This window comes from Micromonospora sp. MW-13, from assembly GCF_003434305.1.
Classification (GTDB): domain Bacteria; phylum Actinomycetota; class Actinomycetes; order Mycobacteriales; family Micromonosporaceae; genus Micromonospora.
The window spans coordinates 166,659-184,058 of sequence record NZ_QKKX01000030.1; the positions used below are offsets into that span (position 1 = coordinate 166,659).

Annotated in this window: 20 protein-coding genes; 12 read left to right on the forward strand and 8 right to left on the reverse strand. The window is 72.6% G+C overall.

All coding sequences use genetic code 11. From position 1 onward, the window contains the following. Positions 1-56: 56 nt before the first annotated feature. The 4 genes from C5N14_RS16370 (at position 57) to C5N14_RS16385 (ending at position 3,805) form a co-directional block, all read left to right on the forward strand. Entirely contained in the window at positions 57-1,847 is a 1,791-nt protein-coding gene (locus tag C5N14_RS16370; protein ID WP_117668944.1) for a bifunctional (p)ppGpp synthetase/guanosine-3',5'-bis(diphosphate) 3'-pyrophosphohydrolase, read from the forward strand. A gap of 53 nt (positions 1,848-1,900) precedes the next feature. Further along, positions 1,901-2,437 carry an NUDIX hydrolase gene (locus tag C5N14_RS16375; RefSeq protein WP_117668945.1) on the forward strand — a complete coding sequence of 179 codons (537 nt, stop codon included), beginning with the start codon at positions 1,901-1,903 and terminating at the stop codon, positions 2,435-2,437. 131 nt (positions 2,438-2,568) lie between these two features. Then, entirely contained in the window at positions 2,569-3,396 is an 828-nt protein-coding gene (locus C5N14_RS16380; RefSeq protein ID WP_117668998.1) for a sugar phosphate nucleotidyltransferase, read from the forward strand. A 121-nt stretch (positions 3,397-3,517) separates the two neighbouring features. Then, the gene (locus tag C5N14_RS16385) at positions 3,518-3,805 is read left to right on the forward strand and encodes an Lrp/AsnC family transcriptional regulator (protein ID WP_117668946.1); all 288 of its coding nucleotides are present in this window, start codon (positions 3,518-3,520) and stop codon (positions 3,803-3,805) included. A 66-nt stretch (positions 3,806-3,871) separates the two neighbouring features. Here the strand turns inward: C5N14_RS16385 and C5N14_RS16390 are convergent, their stop codons facing one another. From C5N14_RS16390 to C5N14_RS16410, 5 genes are all read right to left on the reverse strand, one after another. Further along, complete coding sequence (locus C5N14_RS16390; RefSeq protein ID WP_117668947.1) at positions 3,872-4,567, reverse strand: DUF4142 domain-containing protein; 696 nt, start codon at positions 4,565-4,567, stop codon at positions 3,872-3,874. A 190-nt stretch (positions 4,568-4,757) separates the two neighbouring features. Beyond that, on the reverse strand, positions 4,758-6,383 hold the full coding sequence (locus C5N14_RS16395) for a ubiquinol-cytochrome c reductase cytochrome b subunit (RefSeq protein WP_117668948.1): 1,626 nt from the start codon (positions 6,381-6,383) through the stop codon (positions 4,758-4,760). Beyond that, on the reverse strand, positions 6,380-7,468 hold the full coding sequence (locus C5N14_RS16400) for a ubiquinol-cytochrome c reductase iron-sulfur subunit (protein WP_117668949.1): 1,089 nt from the start codon (positions 7,466-7,468) through the stop codon (positions 6,380-6,382). Before C5N14_RS16400 ends, C5N14_RS16395 begins: the two co-directional genes overlap by 4 nt. Positions 7,469-7,535: 67 nt before the next feature. Next, positions 7,536-8,372 (reverse strand): cytochrome c, encoded by an 837-nt coding sequence (locus C5N14_RS16405; protein ID WP_117668950.1) that lies wholly within the window; start codon positions 8,370-8,372, stop codon positions 7,536-7,538. Positions 8,373-8,444: 72 nt separating this feature from the next. After that, on the reverse strand, positions 8,445-9,044 hold the full coding sequence (locus tag C5N14_RS16410; RefSeq protein WP_117668951.1) for a heme-copper oxidase subunit III: 600 nt from the start codon (positions 9,042-9,044) through the stop codon (positions 8,445-8,447). Positions 9,045-9,152: 108 nt separating this feature from the next. On the opposite strand from C5N14_RS16410, the gene C5N14_RS16415 reads away from it, so the two are divergent. The 4 genes from C5N14_RS16415 to C5N14_RS16430 all read left to right on the forward strand — a co-directional run bounded on the left by C5N14_RS16415 (position 9,153) and on the right by C5N14_RS16430 (position 12,548). Then, entirely contained in the window at positions 9,153-10,121 is a 969-nt protein-coding gene (locus C5N14_RS16415) for a cytochrome c oxidase assembly protein (protein WP_117668952.1), read from the forward strand. A 105-nt stretch (positions 10,122-10,226) separates the two neighbouring features. Further along, entirely contained in the window at positions 10,227-10,622 is a 396-nt protein-coding gene (locus C5N14_RS16420; protein WP_117668953.1) for a hypothetical protein, read from the forward strand. A 135-nt stretch (positions 10,623-10,757) separates the two neighbouring features. After that, entirely contained in the window at positions 10,758-11,804 is a 1,047-nt protein-coding gene (gene trpD, locus C5N14_RS16425) for an anthranilate phosphoribosyltransferase (RefSeq protein WP_117668954.1), read from the forward strand. 540 nt (positions 11,805-12,344) lie between these two features. Further along, a complete protein-coding gene (locus C5N14_RS16430; protein WP_117668955.1) occupies positions 12,345-12,548 on the forward strand; it encodes a hypothetical protein in 204 nt (67 codons plus the stop codon). A 290-nt stretch (positions 12,549-12,838) separates the two neighbouring features. Here C5N14_RS16430 and C5N14_RS16435 read toward each other — a convergent pair whose 3' ends face one another. Together C5N14_RS16435 and coxB are read right to left on the reverse strand one after the other, a co-directional pair. After that, positions 12,839-13,267 carry a cytochrome c oxidase subunit 4 gene (locus C5N14_RS16435; protein WP_117668956.1) on the reverse strand — a complete coding sequence of 143 codons (429 nt, stop codon included), beginning with the start codon at positions 13,265-13,267 and terminating at the stop codon, positions 12,839-12,841. Between the two features lie 10 nt (positions 13,268-13,277). Next, positions 13,278-14,249 (reverse strand): cytochrome c oxidase subunit II, encoded by a 972-nt coding sequence (gene coxB / locus C5N14_RS16440; protein WP_117668957.1) that lies wholly within the window; start codon positions 14,247-14,249, stop codon positions 13,278-13,280. 169 nt (positions 14,250-14,418) lie between these two features. On the opposite strand from coxB, the gene C5N14_RS16445 reads away from it, so the two are divergent. Together C5N14_RS16445 and C5N14_RS16450 are read left to right on the forward strand one after the other, a co-directional pair. Further along, positions 14,419-15,570 (forward strand): cysteine desulfurase family protein, encoded by a 1,152-nt coding sequence (locus tag C5N14_RS16445; protein ID WP_117668958.1) that lies wholly within the window; start codon positions 14,419-14,421, stop codon positions 15,568-15,570. Continuing rightward, positions 15,567-15,830: a sulfurtransferase TusA family protein gene (locus tag C5N14_RS16450; RefSeq protein ID WP_243639661.1), complete on the forward strand. Its 264-nt coding sequence runs from the start codon at positions 15,567-15,569 to the stop codon at positions 15,828-15,830. The genes C5N14_RS16445 and C5N14_RS16450 overlap by 4 nt, the downstream gene beginning before the upstream one ends. 19 nt (positions 15,831-15,849) lie before the next feature. Here the strand turns inward: C5N14_RS16450 and C5N14_RS16455 are convergent, their stop codons facing one another. Continuing rightward, complete coding sequence (locus tag C5N14_RS16455) at positions 15,850-16,152, reverse strand: hypothetical protein (RefSeq protein ID WP_117668959.1); 303 nt, start codon at positions 16,150-16,152, stop codon at positions 15,850-15,852. Positions 16,153-16,260: 108 nt separating this feature from the next. On the opposite strand from C5N14_RS16455, the gene C5N14_RS16460 reads away from it, so the two are divergent. Both C5N14_RS16460 and C5N14_RS16465 read left to right on the forward strand, forming a co-directional pair. Next, entirely contained in the window at positions 16,261-17,109 is an 849-nt protein-coding gene (locus C5N14_RS16460) for a helix-turn-helix transcriptional regulator (protein WP_117669000.1), read from the forward strand. Positions 17,110-17,124: 15 nt separating this feature from the next. Next, positions 17,125-17,352, forward strand: a complete 228-nt coding sequence (locus C5N14_RS16465; RefSeq protein WP_117668960.1) for a DUF397 domain-containing protein — start codon at positions 17,125-17,127, stop codon at positions 17,350-17,352. The last annotated feature ends 48 nt before the right edge of the window (positions 17,353-17,400 follow it).

The window sequence follows — 17,400 nt, forward strand, 5'->3', positions numbered from 1 at the left end:
CTGCTCCCGGTTGCCGTGCCCGGCGGCTGTGGAGCCGGGGTGAGGAGGTGTCCCTCGTGGACGTCGACGCCGGACACGGCGCCGCCCTGGGGGGCGCGCTCCCGACCCAGCCGGGTGAACTACCCCTGGCCCGTCGGCTGCGGTCCTTACTGAGCTGGCCGAGCGCCGAGACGGACCCGGTCACCCAGCTCGTCCGCACCCACCGGGCGATCCACACCGGCACCGACCCGTCGGTGCTGCGCCGGGCGTACACGATCGCGGAGAACATGCACCGCGGCCAGTTCCGCAAGAGCGGCGAGCCGTACATCACCCATCCGCTGGCGGTCGCCCAGATCTGCGCGGAGCTGGGCATGGACGCCATCACCCTGGTCGCCGCGCTGCTGCACGACACGGTGGAGGACACCCGCTACACCCTCCAGGCCCTCGCGGAGGACTTCGGCGGCGAGGTGGCCCACCTGGTCGACGGGGTGACCAAGTTCGACAAGGCGTTCTACGGCAAGGCCGCCGAGGCGGAGACCACCCGCAAGATGATCATCGCGGCCGGCAAGGACGTCCGGGTGCTGATCATCAAGCTGGCCGACCGGCTGCACAACATGCGCACCCTCGGGGTCCGCTCGGCCGCGTCGCGGGAGCGCATCGCCCGCAAGACCCTGGAGGTGCTGGTCCCGCTCTGCGACCGGCTCGGCATCCAGACCCTCAAACGCGAGCTGGACGACGTGGTGCTGCTGCACCTGGAGCCCGACGAGCACGCCCGGATCGCCCGGTTCGTGCACGACCGGCCCGGCTGGGACGCGTACCTCGGCGACGTGGTCGCCAAGGCGAAGGTGGCGCTGCGCCGAAGCCGGGTCGACGCCATGGTGGCCCCCCGCCCCCGGCACCTCTACTCGATCTGGAAGGACACCGTCGGCGGCGGCCACGGCACCCCGTACGACCTGCCCCGGATCGTGATCGTGGTGGACGGTCCGGCGACCGACTGCTACGCGGCCCTCGGCGCGGTGCACGGCCTCTGGCGGCCCGTCCCCGGCCGGTTCAAGGACTTCATCGCCTCCCCCAAGAACAACCTCTACCGCTCGCTGCACACCACCGTGTGCGGCCCGAAGAACCGCACGGTCGAGGTGTTGATCCGCACCGAGGAGATGCACCGCTCCGCCGAGTACGGCATCGCCGCCGACTTCCGGTTCCCCCGCACCGCCGGGGCCGCCGCCACCCGCGCCCAGCAGCTCGACTGGCTGCGCCGGGTGCTCGACTGGGAGCAGGAGGCCGCGGACCCGGCGCAGTTCCTCCAGTCGCTGCGCTGCGACCTCGCCGAGGCGCAGGTCCAGGTGGTCGCCGAGGGCCGGCAGGTGGTCCTCCCCGCCGGGGCGACCCCGGTGGACGTGGCGTACGAGCTGGGCCCCGACCGGGGCGACCGCTGCCTGGCGGCCCGGATCAACGGCCGGCTGGCCCCACTCTCCTCCGAGCTGGACGAGGGCGACGTGGTGGAGATCTTCACCGAGTCCGACGCCGAGACCGGCTTCGAGGCGGACGTCGCCCCTCGCGGCCCCCGCAGGGAGTGGCTCGGCTTCGTCAAGTCCCCGCACGCCCAGATGCAGATCAACCGCTGGTTCGCCGAGCACACCGAGCCGGGCATCTCGATCGCGGACAAGGTCCGCCTCGGCCGGGCCACCATCGGGCTGGCGCTGCGCAAGCACGACCGGGGGCTGGCCAACGACCTGCCGCTGCTGCGGCTGTCGGAGGAACTGGGCTATCCCGACCTGGAGACCCTGCTGGTGGCGGTCTTCGACCGGGCCATCGAGCCCGACGCGGTGGTACGCCAGCTCATCGACCTGGTGGACCACCGACAGTGACCGATCTCCCCCCGGTGGCCGGCGCGGCCCACGCCGGCCACTAGCCTGGACCCATGATCCCCCGCTCCCGCGCCACCGGACGGGCCTTCGCCTACCAGCTCTTCTACCGGCTGCCCGTGTCGGTGCGGCGCCGGCTGGTCCGGCTCGCCACACCGAAGTACATCGTCGGGGCGGTCACCCTGGTCCGCGACACCGAGGCCGACGGCCCCGGCCGCCTGCTGCTGCTGCGCCAGCCGCCGGGACACAGTTGGACGCTCCCGGCCGGGCTGCTGCAACGCGGCGAGGACCCGATCGTCGGCGCGGCACGCGAGCTGTTCGAGGAGTCCGGGGTCCGGCTCGCCCCGGACCGGCTCCGGCCGGCGGTGCCGAACGCGCTGGTGCACGCCAAGGGCTGGGTGGACGTGGTCTTCGAGACGGAGGTTCCGGCGTCGACCACGGAGCTGAAGGTCGACGGCGCGGAGGTCTTCGAGGCGGCCTGGCACCCGCTGGACGACCTGCCCCGGCTGAGCCGGGCGACGGCGAACCTGCTCGGCCACTACGGCATCGGGCCACGGGCCGGCGAGGTGTCGCCGCCCCGCCCGACGGCGTGACCGTCCCGGCGTCCGGTGCCGCCCGCCCGGCGGACGGCGCCGGCCCCGTCGGTGCCCCGACCGGCCGGTCCGGCGACCCCACCGCCGCGACCACGCCGGGCCCCGCCGGAGGCGGGCCGGAGGTCTGCGCGGTGGTGCTCGCCGCGGGCGAGGGGACCCGGCTGCGCCCGCTGACCGAGCGGCTGCCCAAGGCGCTCTGCCCGGTCGGCAACACCCCGCTGCTGGACCGGGCGCTGGCCCGGCTGGCCGGGCTCGGCCTCACCGGTCCGGCCCGGGTCGCGGTGAACGCCTGCTACCTCGGCGACCAGGTCGTCGCGCACGTCGCCGGCCGGGCCCACCTGTCGGTCGAGCCCGGCGACCCGCTCGGCACGGCCGGCGGCGTGGCGAACCTGCGGAACTGGATCGCCGGCCGGGGCGTGCTGGTCGGCAACGCCGACGCGTACCTGGCGGATCCCGCCGCCGCGCCGGGCCCGGACGTCGCCGCCCTGCTGGCCGGCTGGGACGGCGAGACCGTGCGCCTGCTCGGCCAGCCCGCCGACGACCCGGCCGCCCCCGGCACCTTCGACGGCCACCGGTTCGTCGGCTTCTCGCTGCTGCCCTGGCGGCTGGTGCGGGGCCTGCCCGTCGCGCCGGGCGACCTGGTCCGGGCGGTGTGGCGGCCGGCCGAGGCGGCCGGGGCGCTGACCGTGGTGCCGTACCGGGGCACCTTCTACGACACCGGCACCCCGGCGGACTACCTGGCGGCGAACCTGCACGCCGCGGGCGGCGGCAACCTGGTCGACCCGAGCGCCACGGTGACCGGGCGATGCCGGGAGGCGGTGGTGGGCGCGGGGGCGACGGTGCGGGGCGAGGTGACCCGCTCGGTGGTCTGGCCGGGCGCCGAGGTGGCCGCCGGGGAGCACCTGACCGGGGTGGTCCGCGCGGCGGGGGGCCTGACCGTACCGGCCGCGCCCCGCTGAGCACGGCCCGGCGGCTCACCCCGTGACGACCCGCCGTCCCCGGTCCGGGCGGATCGGGTGGCCTCTAGCATGGTGATCGACGCCGACCGGCGGGAGTGGACGCACGACGAAGGGCGGACCCGTGATCACCGCGATCGTACTGATCGACTGCGCCACCGACTCGATCCCCGAGGTGGCCGAGAACCTGGCCAACCTGCCCGGGGTCAGCGAGGTCTACTCCGTGGCCGGGCATCGCGACCTGATCGCCATCGTGCGGGTCCGGGAGTTCGACGAGATCGCCCAGGTGATCGCCGGCAGCATCTCCAAGGTGCCGGGCGTGCTGGACACGGAGTCGCACATCGCCTTCCGGGCGTACTCCCGGCACGACCTGGAGGAGGCGTTCGCGATCGGCCTGGCCAGCGCGGACTGACCCGCCCCACGCACGGCGGTAGCCAGCCCACCGACAGATGGGCTGGCTACCGGCGGTGCTACGACGTCAGCTCGCGCTCGGAGCCGGCGACTCGGTGCCGCCCGGGGCCGGGGACTCGGTGCCGCCCGGAGTCGGGGACTCGGTGCCGCCCGGAGTCGGCGACTCGGTGCCGCCCGGGGCCGGCGTCGTGGCGCTGCCACCCGGGCTGGGCGTGCCGCTGGCGCTGGTCTGCGGGACCGGGACGCCCAGGGTCTGGGCCAGGGCCACCAGCGCGTCGTAGTGCGCCTGGAGCACCGGCAGGGCGTTCTGGGCCAGCTGGACCACCGACTGCTCGGAGCCCTGCGAGATCTCGGTCTGGGTGGCCTGGATGGCCTGGACGTGGCCAGCCAGCTCGGCGGTCACCCACGCCTTGTCGAACTCGGCGCCGCTGAGGTTCTTCAGCCTGTCGACGACCTGCTGCTGGTCGGCGTTCGGCGCGTTCGGCAGCTGGACGTTGAGCTGCTGCGCGGTGCTCTGTACCGTCTGGTCCAGCTGGGTGTGGTCCGTGACGAACTGGGCACCCAGGTCCTTGACCTGCTGGTTCTGGCCCTTCTGCTGCGCCAGGTTCCCGGTTTCGATCTCCGTCAGGTTCACCTGGTGCAGCGCCTGCAGGTACTGGGTGTCCTGCGTCGACGGCTGCGCCGCGGCCTGCGCCGCCGTCGCGGGCGCCAGCCCGACCACCACCAGGGTGGCGAGCAGTCCGAGGCGTTTGAGACCCAACATGTTTCCCCCCCTTTTGTCGTTGGACCGCACGGATACCCGGCTGACCCGGATTAACCCTGCGGATCGGCGACCGGTCCGGCGTGGGGCCCGGGGCGGCGGACAGCGGGCGGCGGTCGCCCGGGGGCGGGAAACGGACGTGGCGCCCGCCGGAGGGATCCGACGGGCGCCACGCGCGGGTGTCTCGGGCGGGTCAGCGGCGGCTCTCGCCGCTGCCGATCTCCTCCCGCTCCGGCCGGGGCTCGACCGGCGGGTGCCCCGGCGAGACCGGCGCCTCGGCCGGCTTCTCGATCGGGTAGAAGAAGCCCCGGACGGCCGGGCCGAGGGCGCCGAGCCGGTTCATCTTCTTGGGCACCACCCAGCCGACGTAGTCCAGCTCGCCGTGGCCGTCGTGGCCCGCCGCGGTGAGCGGCTGGTGGACCTCCTCGAACCGGCCGTCCGGCAGCCGCCGGATGATGCCGGTCTCCACACCGTGGGCCAGCACCTCCCGGTCGTGCTGCTGGAGACCCAGGCAGATCCGGTACGTCACGTAGTACGCCAGCGGCGGGAGGACCAGCAGGCCGATCCGGCCCGCCCAGGTCATCGCGTTCAGGCTGATCTGGAACTTGTCCGCGATCACGTCGTTGCTGCCCGAGAGGGTGAGCACGACGTAGAACGACACCGCCATCGCGCCGATCGCGGTCCGCTCCGGGACGTCCCGGGGGCGCTGGAGCAGGTTGTGGCTGCGGGTGTCCTTGAGCCGGCGGGCCTCCACGAACGGGTAGAGCGTGGAGAGGCCGACCAGGATGCCCGGCAGCACGACCGTGGGCCAGAACAGCGGCGGGATGACGTACCCGTCGCCGATCGGGATGTTGATCTCCCAGGCCGGCATCAGGCGGGTGGAACCGTCCAGGAACATGACGTACCAGTCGGGCTGGCTGGCGGCCGAGACCACCCACGCCTCGTACGGGCCGAAGTACCAGATCGGGTTGATCTGGAACAGACCACCCATCAGGGCGATCACGCCGAAGACGACCATGAAGAAGCCGCCCTGCTTCAGCGCGTACCGCGGGAACATCCGCTCGCCGACCACGTTGTCGTTGGTCCGGCCGGGGCCGGGCCACTGGGTGTGCTTCTGCTTGAAGACCAGGCCGAGGTGGGCGCTGATCAGCGCCACCAGCAGACCCGGGACGAGCAGGACGTGGGCGATGAAGAACCGGCTGATGATGATGTCGCCCGGGAACTCCCCGCCGAAGACCGACGAGGTGACCCAGGAGCCGATCACCGGGATCGACAGCATGATCGCGGAGGCGATCCGCAGGCCGGTGCCGGACAGGCCGTCGTCCGGCAGCGAGTAGCCGGTGAAGCCGGCCAGGAAGCCGACCCAGAACAGCAGCGAGCCGATGATCCAGTTGGTCTCCCGCGGCTTGCGGAACGCGCCGGTGAAGAAGACCCGCAGCATGTGCACGACGATCGCGGCCATGAACAGCAGCGCCGACCAGTGGTGCATCTGCCGCATGATCAGGCCACCGCGGACGTCGAACGAGATGTCCAGGCTGGAGGCGTACGCGGCGGACATCGGCGTGCCCCGCAGCGGGGCGTAGCTGCCGTTGTAGACGACCTCGGTCATCGCCGGCTCGTAGAAGAAGGTGAGGAAGACACCGGTCAGCAGCAGCACGACGAACGAGAACAGCGCGATCTCGCCGAGCAGGAACGACCAGTGGTCCGGGAAGACCTTGTTCAGCAGCTTGCGCAGCGGGGTGGAGACCTGGAACCGCTCGTCCACCCCCACCGCGGCCTTGCCCGGCACGGACGCCATGTCCAACTTACGACGCTTCACGGCCGCTCCCAGAAGTCAGGCCCGACGGTCTCGGTGTAGTCCGACCGCGCCACGAAGAAGCCCTCTTCGTCCACCTCGATCGGCAGCTGTGGCAGCCGCCGGCTGGCCGGGCCGAAGACCGGCCGCGCGTTGTCGGTGATCAGGAACTGGGACTGGTGGCACGGGCAGAGCAGGCGGTTGGTCTGCTGCTCGTACAGGCTCGCCGGGCAGCCCGCGTGCGTGCAGATCTTGGAGTACGCCGCGTAGTTGCCCCACATGAAGTTCGCGTGGCCGATCCGCTGGTTGGCCTCGCGGGACTTCTGGGCGTCCGACTCCCGCAGGTGGATCAGCAGCGTCGGGGAGTCGGCGTGCCGGTTGCTCACCCCGTGCTCGATGCCCGGGAAGACGGTGAGCTGGCCGCCGGCGCTGATGTCGGCCGGGCGGATCGGCCGGCCGTCCTCGCGGACCAGCCGGATCTTCTTGCCGGCGGCCGGGGCGAAGCCGGTGGTGAACATCTGGTTGTTCTTGTGCGGGTTGGAGATCAGGCCACCGACCAGCGGCGCCGCGGCGACCGCGCCGACCGGCACCAGGCCGGCCAGCAGCGAGATGCCCAGCAGCGGACGGCGCTTCACGCCCAGCTCGTCGGCGAGGTAGAGCATCGTCTCGCCGGTGATCTTGCGGCTCTCCGGCGCGTCGGGGTCTTCCACGTGCCGGTCCTGGATCGACACCTCCTTGGGCAGCAACTTCTTGCCCCAGGTCAGGATGCCGAAGCCGACGCCCAGCAGCGCCAGGCCGAGGGTGAGGCCGAGCAGCGGGGTGTAGTACTTGTCCCCGCCCGAGCCCGGCGCGTACTCCCAGGGCCACCAGATGTAGACGGCCAGGAAGGCGGTCGCGGCCAGGCCGGTCAGCAGGAAGAACGAGGCGACCGTGCGGGTCAGCCGCCGCTCCGCCCGGCTACCGGGGACGACCTGCTCCTCGTAGTGGACGATCTCGATGTCGTCCCGACGCGCGCCCTCCCGGACGATGTCGAACCGGCTCAGCCGCGGGTCGTGAACGTCGAGCGGCTCCGGGCCCTGCGGGGCCTGGTGCTCGGTCTGGGTGCTCATGCCGTCACCTCGCTACGGGCGGTGCCGGGCTGCGGCACCACAGCGCTGAATCGAATGATCCGCTCGGTCACGACTTGCCCGCAATCCACAGGCTGGCGAAGACGAGCGCGACGATGCCGACCAGGAAGATCGCCAGGCCCTCGGTGGACGGCCCGTACCGACCGAGGTTGAAGCCACCCTGGTCCTGGTCGGCCTTCAGGGTGCCCTGGATGTAGGCGATGATGTCCGCCTTCTGCTCCGGGGTGATCTGGTTGTCCCCGAAGACCGGCATGTTCTGCGGGCCACTCAGCATCGCGGCGTAGATCTGCCGGTCGCTGGCGGGGCGCAGGCTCGGCGCGAACTTGCCGGAGGACAGCGCGCCGCCGCCACCGCCGAAGGCGTGGCACTGCGAGCAGTTGATCCGGAACAGCTCACCGCCGGTCGCCAGGTTGGCGCCCTCGCGCAGGTCGCCCTCGGGGACCTGCGGGCCACCGCCGAGCTCCTGGACGAACTGGCCGAGCTGGCGGACCTCCTCGTCGGTGAACACCGGCGGCTTGCGCATGGCCTGCGCCTCCTGGCGGGCCATCGGCATGCGGCCGGAGCTGACCTGGAACTCGACCGAGGCCGCGCCGACGCCGATCAGGCTCGGGCCACGACCCTCGACGCCCTGCGCGTTGCGACCGTGGCAGGACACGCAGCTCACGTCGAACAGCGCCTTGCCCTCGGCGGCGGCGCCGGTGAGCGGCGGGTTTTCCTGCGCCTGCACGCCGGGGGCGAAGACGGTGTAGGCGCCGCCGGCCAGCGTCAGCGCGGCGATCAGCCGGACCGCGGCGCCCAGCCGGCGGCGGCCCCTGCTGCGCGCTGCGGACCGCTCGCCGCGCAGCCGCGCGAGCAGACCGCGTCGGCGGTCGTTGTCAGAAGTCATGACCTGTGTCCTTAACCGGTGGGACCTTGTCTCAGGGGACGGGGCAGCGGCGCGGTTCGTGACGCGCCAAGATCACTGAAGCCAGTAGATCATGGCGTAGAGGCCGATCCACACGACGTCGACGAAGTGCCAGTAGTACGACACGACGATCGCGGACGTGGCCTGGGCCGGGGTGAACCGGCCCATGGTCGTGCGGACCATGAAGATGATGAAGGCGACCAGACCGCCGGTCACGTGCAGGCCGTGGAAACCGGTGGTCAGGTAGAACATCGACCCGTACCCGTCCGCGTTGATCTTCACGCCCTCGTGGACCAGGGTCCGGTACTCGTTCACCTGACCGAGCACGAAGATCAGACCCATCACGAAGGTGATCGTGAACCAACGCCGCAGGGCGTGGACGTCACCCTTCTCCGCGGCGAACACACCGAGCTGGCAGGTCACCGAGGACAACACCAGGATCACCGTGAAGGTGGTCGCGTACGGGATGTTGAGAAGCTCGGTGTGCTTCGCCCACTGCTCCGGCGCCGCCGCGCGGATGGAGAAGTACATCGCGAACAACGCCGCGAAGAACATGAGTTCGCTGGAGAGCCACACGATCGTCCCGACGCTGACCATGTTGGGCCGCGTCAGAGAGTGGATCCGGCTCTTGTCAATGGCTGGGGCCGCAGTCACGCGGTCATTATTGCCCCTGACCACGGCCGGCGATCAGCGGGGGGCCAAACCGGTGGCACGGGTGGCCCGATCGTGACGGTCCGGTTCGCCTGGCCTAGCCTGAAAAGCGTGCTGCACGTCGATTCGATCTTCGCCGCCACCTCAGCGGTCGCCGCACCGCCGGCCCTGGCCGCCGGCGGCGACCCGCTGCCGCCGCCGTTCACCGTGGCCCGGGTGTTCACCGAGACCCGGCTGGACAGCTGGCTGGCCCTCGGGCTGGTGCTCGCCGCCGGGCTCTACCTCTACGCTGTGCACCGGCTCCGGCTACGCGGGGACCGCTGGCCGGTCGCCCGCACGGTGTTCTTCCTCGGCCCGGGCCTCGGCGGGATCGCCGTGGTCACGGTCAGCGGCCTGCACGCGTACGACACCGCGCTGCTGTCGGTGCACATGGTGCAGCACATGGTGCTGTCGATGGTCTCGCCGATCTTCCTGGCCCTCGGCGCGCCGATCACCCTGGCCCTGCGCACCCTGCCGGTCCGCCCGCGCAAGCGGCTGCTGGCGATCGTGCACAGCCGGATCGCCCGGATCTACAGCTTCCCCCTGGTGGCGTTCGCCATCTTCGTGGTGAACCCGTTCGCGCTCTACTTCTCCGACCTGTACCGCTACACCCTCGAACACGCCTGGGCGCACGAGGTGGTGCACGCGCACTTCATCATGACCGGCTGCGTGTTCTTCTGGCCGCTGCTCGGGCTGGACCCGCTGCCCGGCCGGTGGCCGTACCCGGCCCGGGCGCTGCTCATGGTGCTGTCGGTGCCGTTCCACACCGTGCTCGGGCTCACCATCATGCAGAGCACCACGCTCTTCGGCGGCGACTGGTACCCGTCGCTCAACCTGACCTGGTCCAACCCCTGGGACGACCAGGTGGTCGCCGGCGGGATCCTGTGGGCCGGCGGCGAGTTCGTCAGTGTGACGATGCTCGCGGTCCTGGTGGTGCAGTGGGTGCGCCAGTCCGAGCGGGAGGCCCGCCGGCTCGACCGCGAGCTGGACCGCCAGGAGGCCCGCCAGCGCGCCGCGGAGGCGGCGGAAACAGCAGCCTGACCAGCCCTTTCCGGTACGCCGGCCGCGCCGCGTGGGCGCGGGGTCGACCGGCCTGCGGCGGCGGGTACGATCAGCGGGCAGCTACGAGGTGGGAGTCAGCCAGCGATGAGCGATCGTCTTTGCACCGTCCTGCTCTACAGCGACGACCCGCAGGTCCGCGACCGGATGCGGCTGGCCGTCGGCACCCGGCCCGCCCCCGGGCTGCAGATCGAGTTCGTCGACGCGTCCGACTATGCCGGGTGCATCCGGCTGGTCGACGAGTACGAGATCGACCTGATGCTGCTCGACGGCGAGGCGAGCCCCGGCGGCGGCCTCGGCATCGCCCGGCAGATCAAGGACGACCGGAACGACGCCCCCCCGACCTGCCTGGTGATCGCCCGCGCCGCCGACCGCTGGCTGGCCGCGTACGCCGAGGTCGACGCCACCCTGGTGCACCCGCTCGACCCGGTGACCACCGGCGCCACCGTGGCCGACCTGCTGCGCAGCCACACTTCGGCCTGAGCCACTTCGGCCCGAGCCACTCCGGCCCGAGCCACGCCCCGGCGGGGCGCCACCGGTGACGCCCGGCCCGACGTGCCGGCCCGCGCCGGTCGCACCCCGTCCCCCGCATCCCCACGCCCGCTCGGGAGGCCCGCCATGGGCGAACGGACCTGGCCGCACCTGATCTCCGCGCTGCTGCGCGGTGAGGAACTCGCCACCGCTGACACCGCCTGGGCGATGGGCGAGATCATGGCCGGCTCGGCGGCTCCGGCGCAGATCGCCGGTTTCGCCGTCGCGCTGCGGGCCAAGGGCGAGACCCCGGCCGAGCTGGCCGGGCTGGTCGAGACGATGCTCGGCGAGGCGCTGCCGGTGGAACTGCCGGAGGAACTGCGGGCGTCCGCGCTCGACGTGGTCGGCACCGGTGGTGACCTCGCCCACACCGTCAACATCTCGACCATGGCCGCCCTCGTGGTGGCCGGTGCCGGGGTCCGGGTGGTCAAGCACGGCAACCGGGCCGCCTCGTCCCTGTGCGGTACGGCCGACCTGCTGGAGTACCTCGGCGTCCCGCTCGACCTGGCCCCGGAGGGGGTGGCCCGGTGCGTGACCGAGGCCGGCATCGGCTTCTGCTTCGCCGGCCGGTTCCACCCGGGCATGCGGCACACCGGCCCGACCCGGCGTGAGCTTGGTGTACCGACCTTCTTCAACTTCCTCGGCCCGCTGACCAACCCGGCCCGGCCCCGGGCCGGCGCGGTCGGCTGCTTCGACCTGCGGATGGCGCCGGTGATGGCGGCCGTCTTCGCCGCCCGGGGCGACTCGGTGCTGGTGCTGCGCGGCGAGGACGGCCTCGACGAGTTCACCACCGCCGCACCCACCCGGGTCTGGGTGGCGCAGGCAGGCACCGTCAGGGAGGCGCTGCTGGACGCGGTGGATCTCGGGGTTCCCCGGGCCACCCTGGCCGACCTGCGGGGCGGGGACGCGGCGTACAACGCCGACGTGGCCCGGCGGTTGCTGGCCGGTGAGACCGGCCCGGTGCGGGACGCGGTGCTCGTCAACGCCGCCGCCGCGCTGGCCACCCAGGGCCCGCTCGACGGCGACCTGGTCGAGGCGCTGCGCGCCGGGATGACCCGGGCCGCCGAGTCGATCGACTCCGGCGCCGCCGCCGCCACGCTGGACCGCTGGATCGAGGTCACCCGCTCCGCCTGACCGCCCGCCGGCTGGTCGGCGCGCACCGACCAGCCCTCCCACATCCGACAACTGACCGCAGCCGTCGGTGTGGGATCGACCCGGCGGACCGCGGCGGCGGCCGGGTCGGCGGTAGCCCCGGAGCGGCAGCCGGGTCGGCGCTAGGCCCGGAGCGGTGGTAGCCCCGGAGCAGCGGCCGGGGCAGCGGTAGGCCGGAGCGGCAGCCGGGCTGGCGGACCGGAGCGGTGGTAGGCCGGCGGACCGGACCGGCAGGTCGGCCGGTAGCCCTCGGTGCGTAGGCCGGCGGACCGGACCGGCAGGTCGGCCGGTAGCCCTCGGTGCGTAGGCCGCAGCCGTCGGTGCACCCACGGCCCTCGCCGAACGTGTCGCACCTCCGTGGGAAACTACATCCGAGTGATTTTCCGATGCCCGGTCCGGCCACCGCCCGCCGGACGGGCCACCGGCCACCACGCCGGCCGACGTCCCCGTGGGTCCCCGGTCCCGCCGCTCCGGCGGGCACCGCGCGACCACGACGGCGTCCAGCAACCAGAGGAGACGCCCGTGTCGGACCGCGAGCTCTACTGCGATACCTGCGGGGGCGTGCAGCCGTTCGAGGCGCCGCCCTGCGCCGACGGCCACGGCGCCGACTGCCCGGAGCTGGCCTGCACCGGCTGTGGCGCAGCCGTGCTGATCGCCACGTTCACCTTCCCGGCCACCCGGCTCACCGGCCGCCGCCACCGCGCGTCCCGACGCCACGCCGCCTGACCAGCACCTCACCCCGGCCAGCAGACGCCTGACCGACCCGCGCCCCGCCCGCGACCTGCCCTGACCAGCCCGGCGGGGTTCCGGCGAAGATCCACTCCAGTTGCCGCACAACGCTCCTTGCTGCGTCTACGAAGGCGCGACATGCCGCACACCGAGTCGATCAACACGACGGGACCGACCAGAGGCGGGCCGGACAGAAGCGCGCCCGACCAGAGGCGGGGCCGGACAGGCAGGAAGCCCGCGCCCCTGGAACGGGGTGCGGGCTTCCTGACGTGTTGCCGGGGCGCCGGTCAGTGCTCGGCGGTGCGCCGGGTGCCGGTGTAGTACTCGAAGAGCAGGCCGCAGGCGGCGAAGACGACCGCCAGCAGGCCCAGGCCGATCAGCCAGAACTGCCAGAACGCCAGGCCGAGGCCGGCGATCGCGGCGGCCAACGCCAGCCCGATGGGCCAGTAGCTGCCCGGGCTGAAGAAGCCGATCTCGCCCGCGCCGTCGGCGATCTCGCCGTCCGGCCGGTCCTCCGGACGCAGGTCGATGCGGCGGGAGACGAACCAGAAGAAGCCGCCGCACATCGTGCAGAGCAGGAACGACAGCAGCAGCGCCACGGTGCCGACCCACTCGACCCGGCCGCCGGAGTCGCCGTACGTCCAGGCGCCGTAGAGAACCGTCGTGCCGAAGAGGAACCCGGCGATGACCAGGAAGATACGCCACTCGGTCTTCATGCCCGCTCCCTCAGCTTCCCGCGCCGGCGGTGACGTCGTCCGGGTTGAAGTTGGCCGTGTCGCGCCGGGTCTTGAACGGCACGGTGGTGGAGGCGTACGGGTCCTCGCCGATCGCGGTGAGCGCCTCCTGCGTCGACCTGCCGTCCCGCTTGGCGGCCAGGAACTGGTCGTACTGCTGCGGGGAGACGACCCGCAGCTCGAAGTTCATGAACGCGTGGTAGCTGCCGCACAGCTCGGCGCAGCGACCGACGTACGCGCCCTCGGCGTCGAGGCTGGAGACCTCGAAGACGTTGCGAACGTTGCCCGGCATGACGTCCCGCTTGAACAGCAGCTCCGGCACCCAGAACGAGTGGACGACGTCCTTGCTGTGCTCCTCGAACCGGATGGACCGGTCGGTCGGCAGGACCAGGATCGGGATGACCTCGCTGGTGCCGAGCACCGAGGCCACCGTGTTGGCGTCCTTGCCCTGGCCGTCGCGGTAGTTGAACTGCCAGTTCCACTTGAAGGCGATGACCTCGACCGTGATGTCGGGGTTCTTCGTCGTCTTCGTCACGTCGGTCTGCACGACCGCCGTGTAGTAGAAGAGCACCGACACGATCAGGATCGGGGCGATCGTGTAGAGGAACTCCATCGGCAGGTTGTAGCGCGTCTGCACCGGCAGGTCGTTGCCCCGCTTCCGGTAGCGCACCACGCACCAGAAGATCAGGCCCCAGACGAACACGCCGACCGCGAGCGCCGCGATGCAGGACGCGATCCACAGGTTGTACATCCGGTGCGACTCGGGCGAGATGCCGCCCTGCGGCCAGCCGAAGCCGGCGAAGGTCTTGCCGACGTCACAGCCCGTGAGCAGGACCAGCAGCGCCGCGCCGCCGAGGCCGAGCCCGGCGAGCCGACCAGCACCACGCCGCCGGCGTCCACCGGCTCCCGGGGAAGCGCTGTGCCGTACGGCCGACGGCCGTACCTCCGAACTCCTTGCGACCACCTGGTCCTGCCTCCCTAGCGCGCCGCGGTGGTTGTTGTCCCCGTACCAGCGGCAAAGGCGTCACCGACGGTCGCAGATTACTCGACCATGACGGGCCTGACCGTGTTGGGGTGGCCGTCCGCCCCCATCGGGGGGATCTTGGGCATACCGGCGCGATAGCGTCGGAGCCGTGAGCGCACCCTCGGTCTACCTGGACGCGGCCACCGCCGCGCCGCCGCACCCGGTCGCCCGGCAGGCCCTGCTGGCCGCCCTCGACGACGGCTGGGCCGATCCGGCCAGGCTCTACACGCAGGCCCGCCGGGCCCGGCAACTGCTCGACGCGGCCCGCGAGGCCGCCGCGGCCACCCTCGGCGTCCGCGCCGACGAGCTGTCCTTCACCCCCAGCGGTACGACCGCGGCGCACTCGGCCGTGCTCGGCGGCCTGGCCGGGCGGCGCCGGGTGGGCGGCGCTCTGGTGCACTCCGCGATCGAGCACTCAGCCGTGCTGCACGCCGCCGAGCGGCACGTCGCCGCCGGCGGCACGGCGACCTGCGTGCCGGTGGACCGGCTCGGCCGGGTCGAGGTGGCTGCCTGGTCTGCGGCGGTCGCCGCGCCGGGCGTGGCCCTCGCCGCGCTGATCGGGGCCAGCCACGAGGTGGGCACCGTGCAGCCGGTGGCCGAGGCCGCCGCCGCGTGCGCCGCCGCCGGGGTGCCGCTGTACGTCGACGCGGCCCAGCTCGTCGGGCGGGCCCCGGTGCCGGGCGGCTGGTCGGTGCTGACCGCCAGCGCGCACAAGTGGGGCGGCCCGCCCGGCGTCGGGCTGCTGGTGGTGCGCAAGGGCACCCGGTGGGAGTCGCCGTGGCCGGCCGACGAGCGGGAGTCGGGGCGTACCCCCGGGGTGGTGAACCTGCCCGCGGTGGTGGCGGCGGCGGCGAGCCTGCGCGCGGCGGCGGCCGACGCGGCGGCCGAGGCTGCCCGGCTGGCCCCGCTGGTGGACCTGATCCGGGCCCGGGTGGCGGCCGAGGTGCCGGACGTGGAGGTGGTCGGCGACCCGGTCGACCGGCTCCCCCACCTGGTCACCTTCTCCTGCCTGTACGTCGACGGCGAGGCGCTGCTGCACGCGCTGGACCGCCGGGGGTTCGCGGTCTCCTCGGGCTCGTCCTGCACGTCGTCGACGCTGCGCCCGTCGCACGTGCTGGAGGCGATGGGGGTGCTGTCGCACGGCAACGTGCGGGTGTCGCTGCACCGGGAGACGACCCCGGCGCAGGTGGAGCGGTTCCTCGCCGAGCTGCCGGGGATCGTCACGGAGCTGCGCGCCGAGGCTGGGGTGGTGGGGCTGTGACCGGGCCGGACGAGGTGACCAGGCCGGCGGCACCGACCGCCCCCGCCGAGGTGCTGGACTGTCGGGGTCAGCGCTGCCCGCTGCCGGTGATCGGGCTGGCCCGCCGGCTGCCGGAGCTGCCGGTCGGTGCGGTGCTGCGGGTCCTCGCCGACGACCCGGCGGCGGCCGTCGACATCCCGGCCTGGTGCCGGATGCGCGGCCAGGAGTTCGTCGCCGCGCACTCCGAGGGCCCCGGCTACGAGGTCCGCCGCACCCACTGAGCCGCCCACGACCCGCGCCTCATGGGCTCGTGCTCGATGGCAGGGCGTCGATCCAGATCAACCGGAGTTGACGACCAGTGCGGCTGAAGAGCCGGAGTGCGCCCTCGGCGTCCGCGAAGTGCCCGGTCGACGTCCGATCGTCGCTGTGGAGCAGGACGCCGTCCTCGAACGACATGCCCCAGGCGAAGACTCGGCCGTCGACCCGGTCGCCGTGCTCCTCGCAGATCGCGAACCGCCGGGGCGCGAACTCGTTCACCAACTCGACAAGCATCAGCTGAAATTCCTCGGGCGTGCCGAGTGGCTCGGTCGTCGGGTCAAGCATGGCCACCTCCAGAAGGTTGATTGCTATACGTATAGCCCGTCGCATTGCCTATTGGAAGTGGTGGCGGCATGATGTCTTCATCGGTACACGAACGTGGAGGCGAAGCTGATGGGACCGCGAACAGATCCTTCCGCGCTGCGCTGGCTGATCGGGGCCGAGCTGGGCCGATATCGCCGCGAGTCGCCGATGACGCTGACCGAACTCGCGGCCCGCACCGGCATCGGCAAGCCGAAGCTCGGCCACATGGAGACCGGCCGCTACCAGCAGTTTCCCGAGGACATCGCGAACATCCTGCGGGCCTGCGGGGCCGACCAGCCGGCGATCGACCGGCTCACCACGCTCGCCACCCGCTCCGACGCCAAGACGTGGTGGGCGCCCTGGGCCGCCGTGATGCCGGACTGGTTCAAGACGTACGTCGGCCTGGAAGGGCTGGCCGACAGCGCGTTCGTGTTCGAGTCCATGGTCATCCCCGGCCTGCTCCAGACCGAGGAGTACGCCCAGGCGCTGACCCTCGGCACCGGGTTCGTCCGCCCCGACCACGCCGAGCGTTTCGTGTCCTTCCGGCAGACCCGGGCCAGGAGGCTCACCGACGACGAGCCGCTCACCCTGCACGCGGTGGTCGGCGAGGCGGCGCTGCGGCTGCGGGTCAACGGCGACGAGACCCGGCGGGCCCAGCTCGCGCACCTGGTCGCCATGTCCGAGCTGCCGAACGTCACCGTGCAGGTGCTCCGCCCCGAGGACGGGCCGCACTCCGCGACGCCGCTGGGGAAGTTCGTGCTGCTGGACTTCGCCCACGTCCGGCCGATCGCCTACACCGAGGTGCTCGACGGGGCGCTGTACGTGCAGGACCCCGACGGCGTACGCACCTATAGCATGGTGGCCGACAACCTGCGCCAGGTCGCCCTCTCCCCCGCCGAGTCGCGCGCGTTGATCCGAGAGCTGGCCGGCGCGGCCTAACCCTCGGAGGCCACCATGCTTAACCCCACCCCCGACCTCGCCGCCGCCCGCTGGTTCACCAGCAGCCGCAGCGCCAACAACGGCGACTGCGTGGAGTGCGCCGTCCTGCCCGACGTCATGGCGGTGCGCGACAGCAAGGACCGGTCCGGCCCGACGCTCGTCTTCCCTGCCCGCCAGTGGTCCGCGTTCGTCGCCGCGGCCACCTCCGGCACCGTCGCCCCGCCGCAGGCGGCGCGGCGCTAGGGCCGAGGGCAGCCGCTGCCGACGTCCCTTGATCGTCTGCGGCTGAGC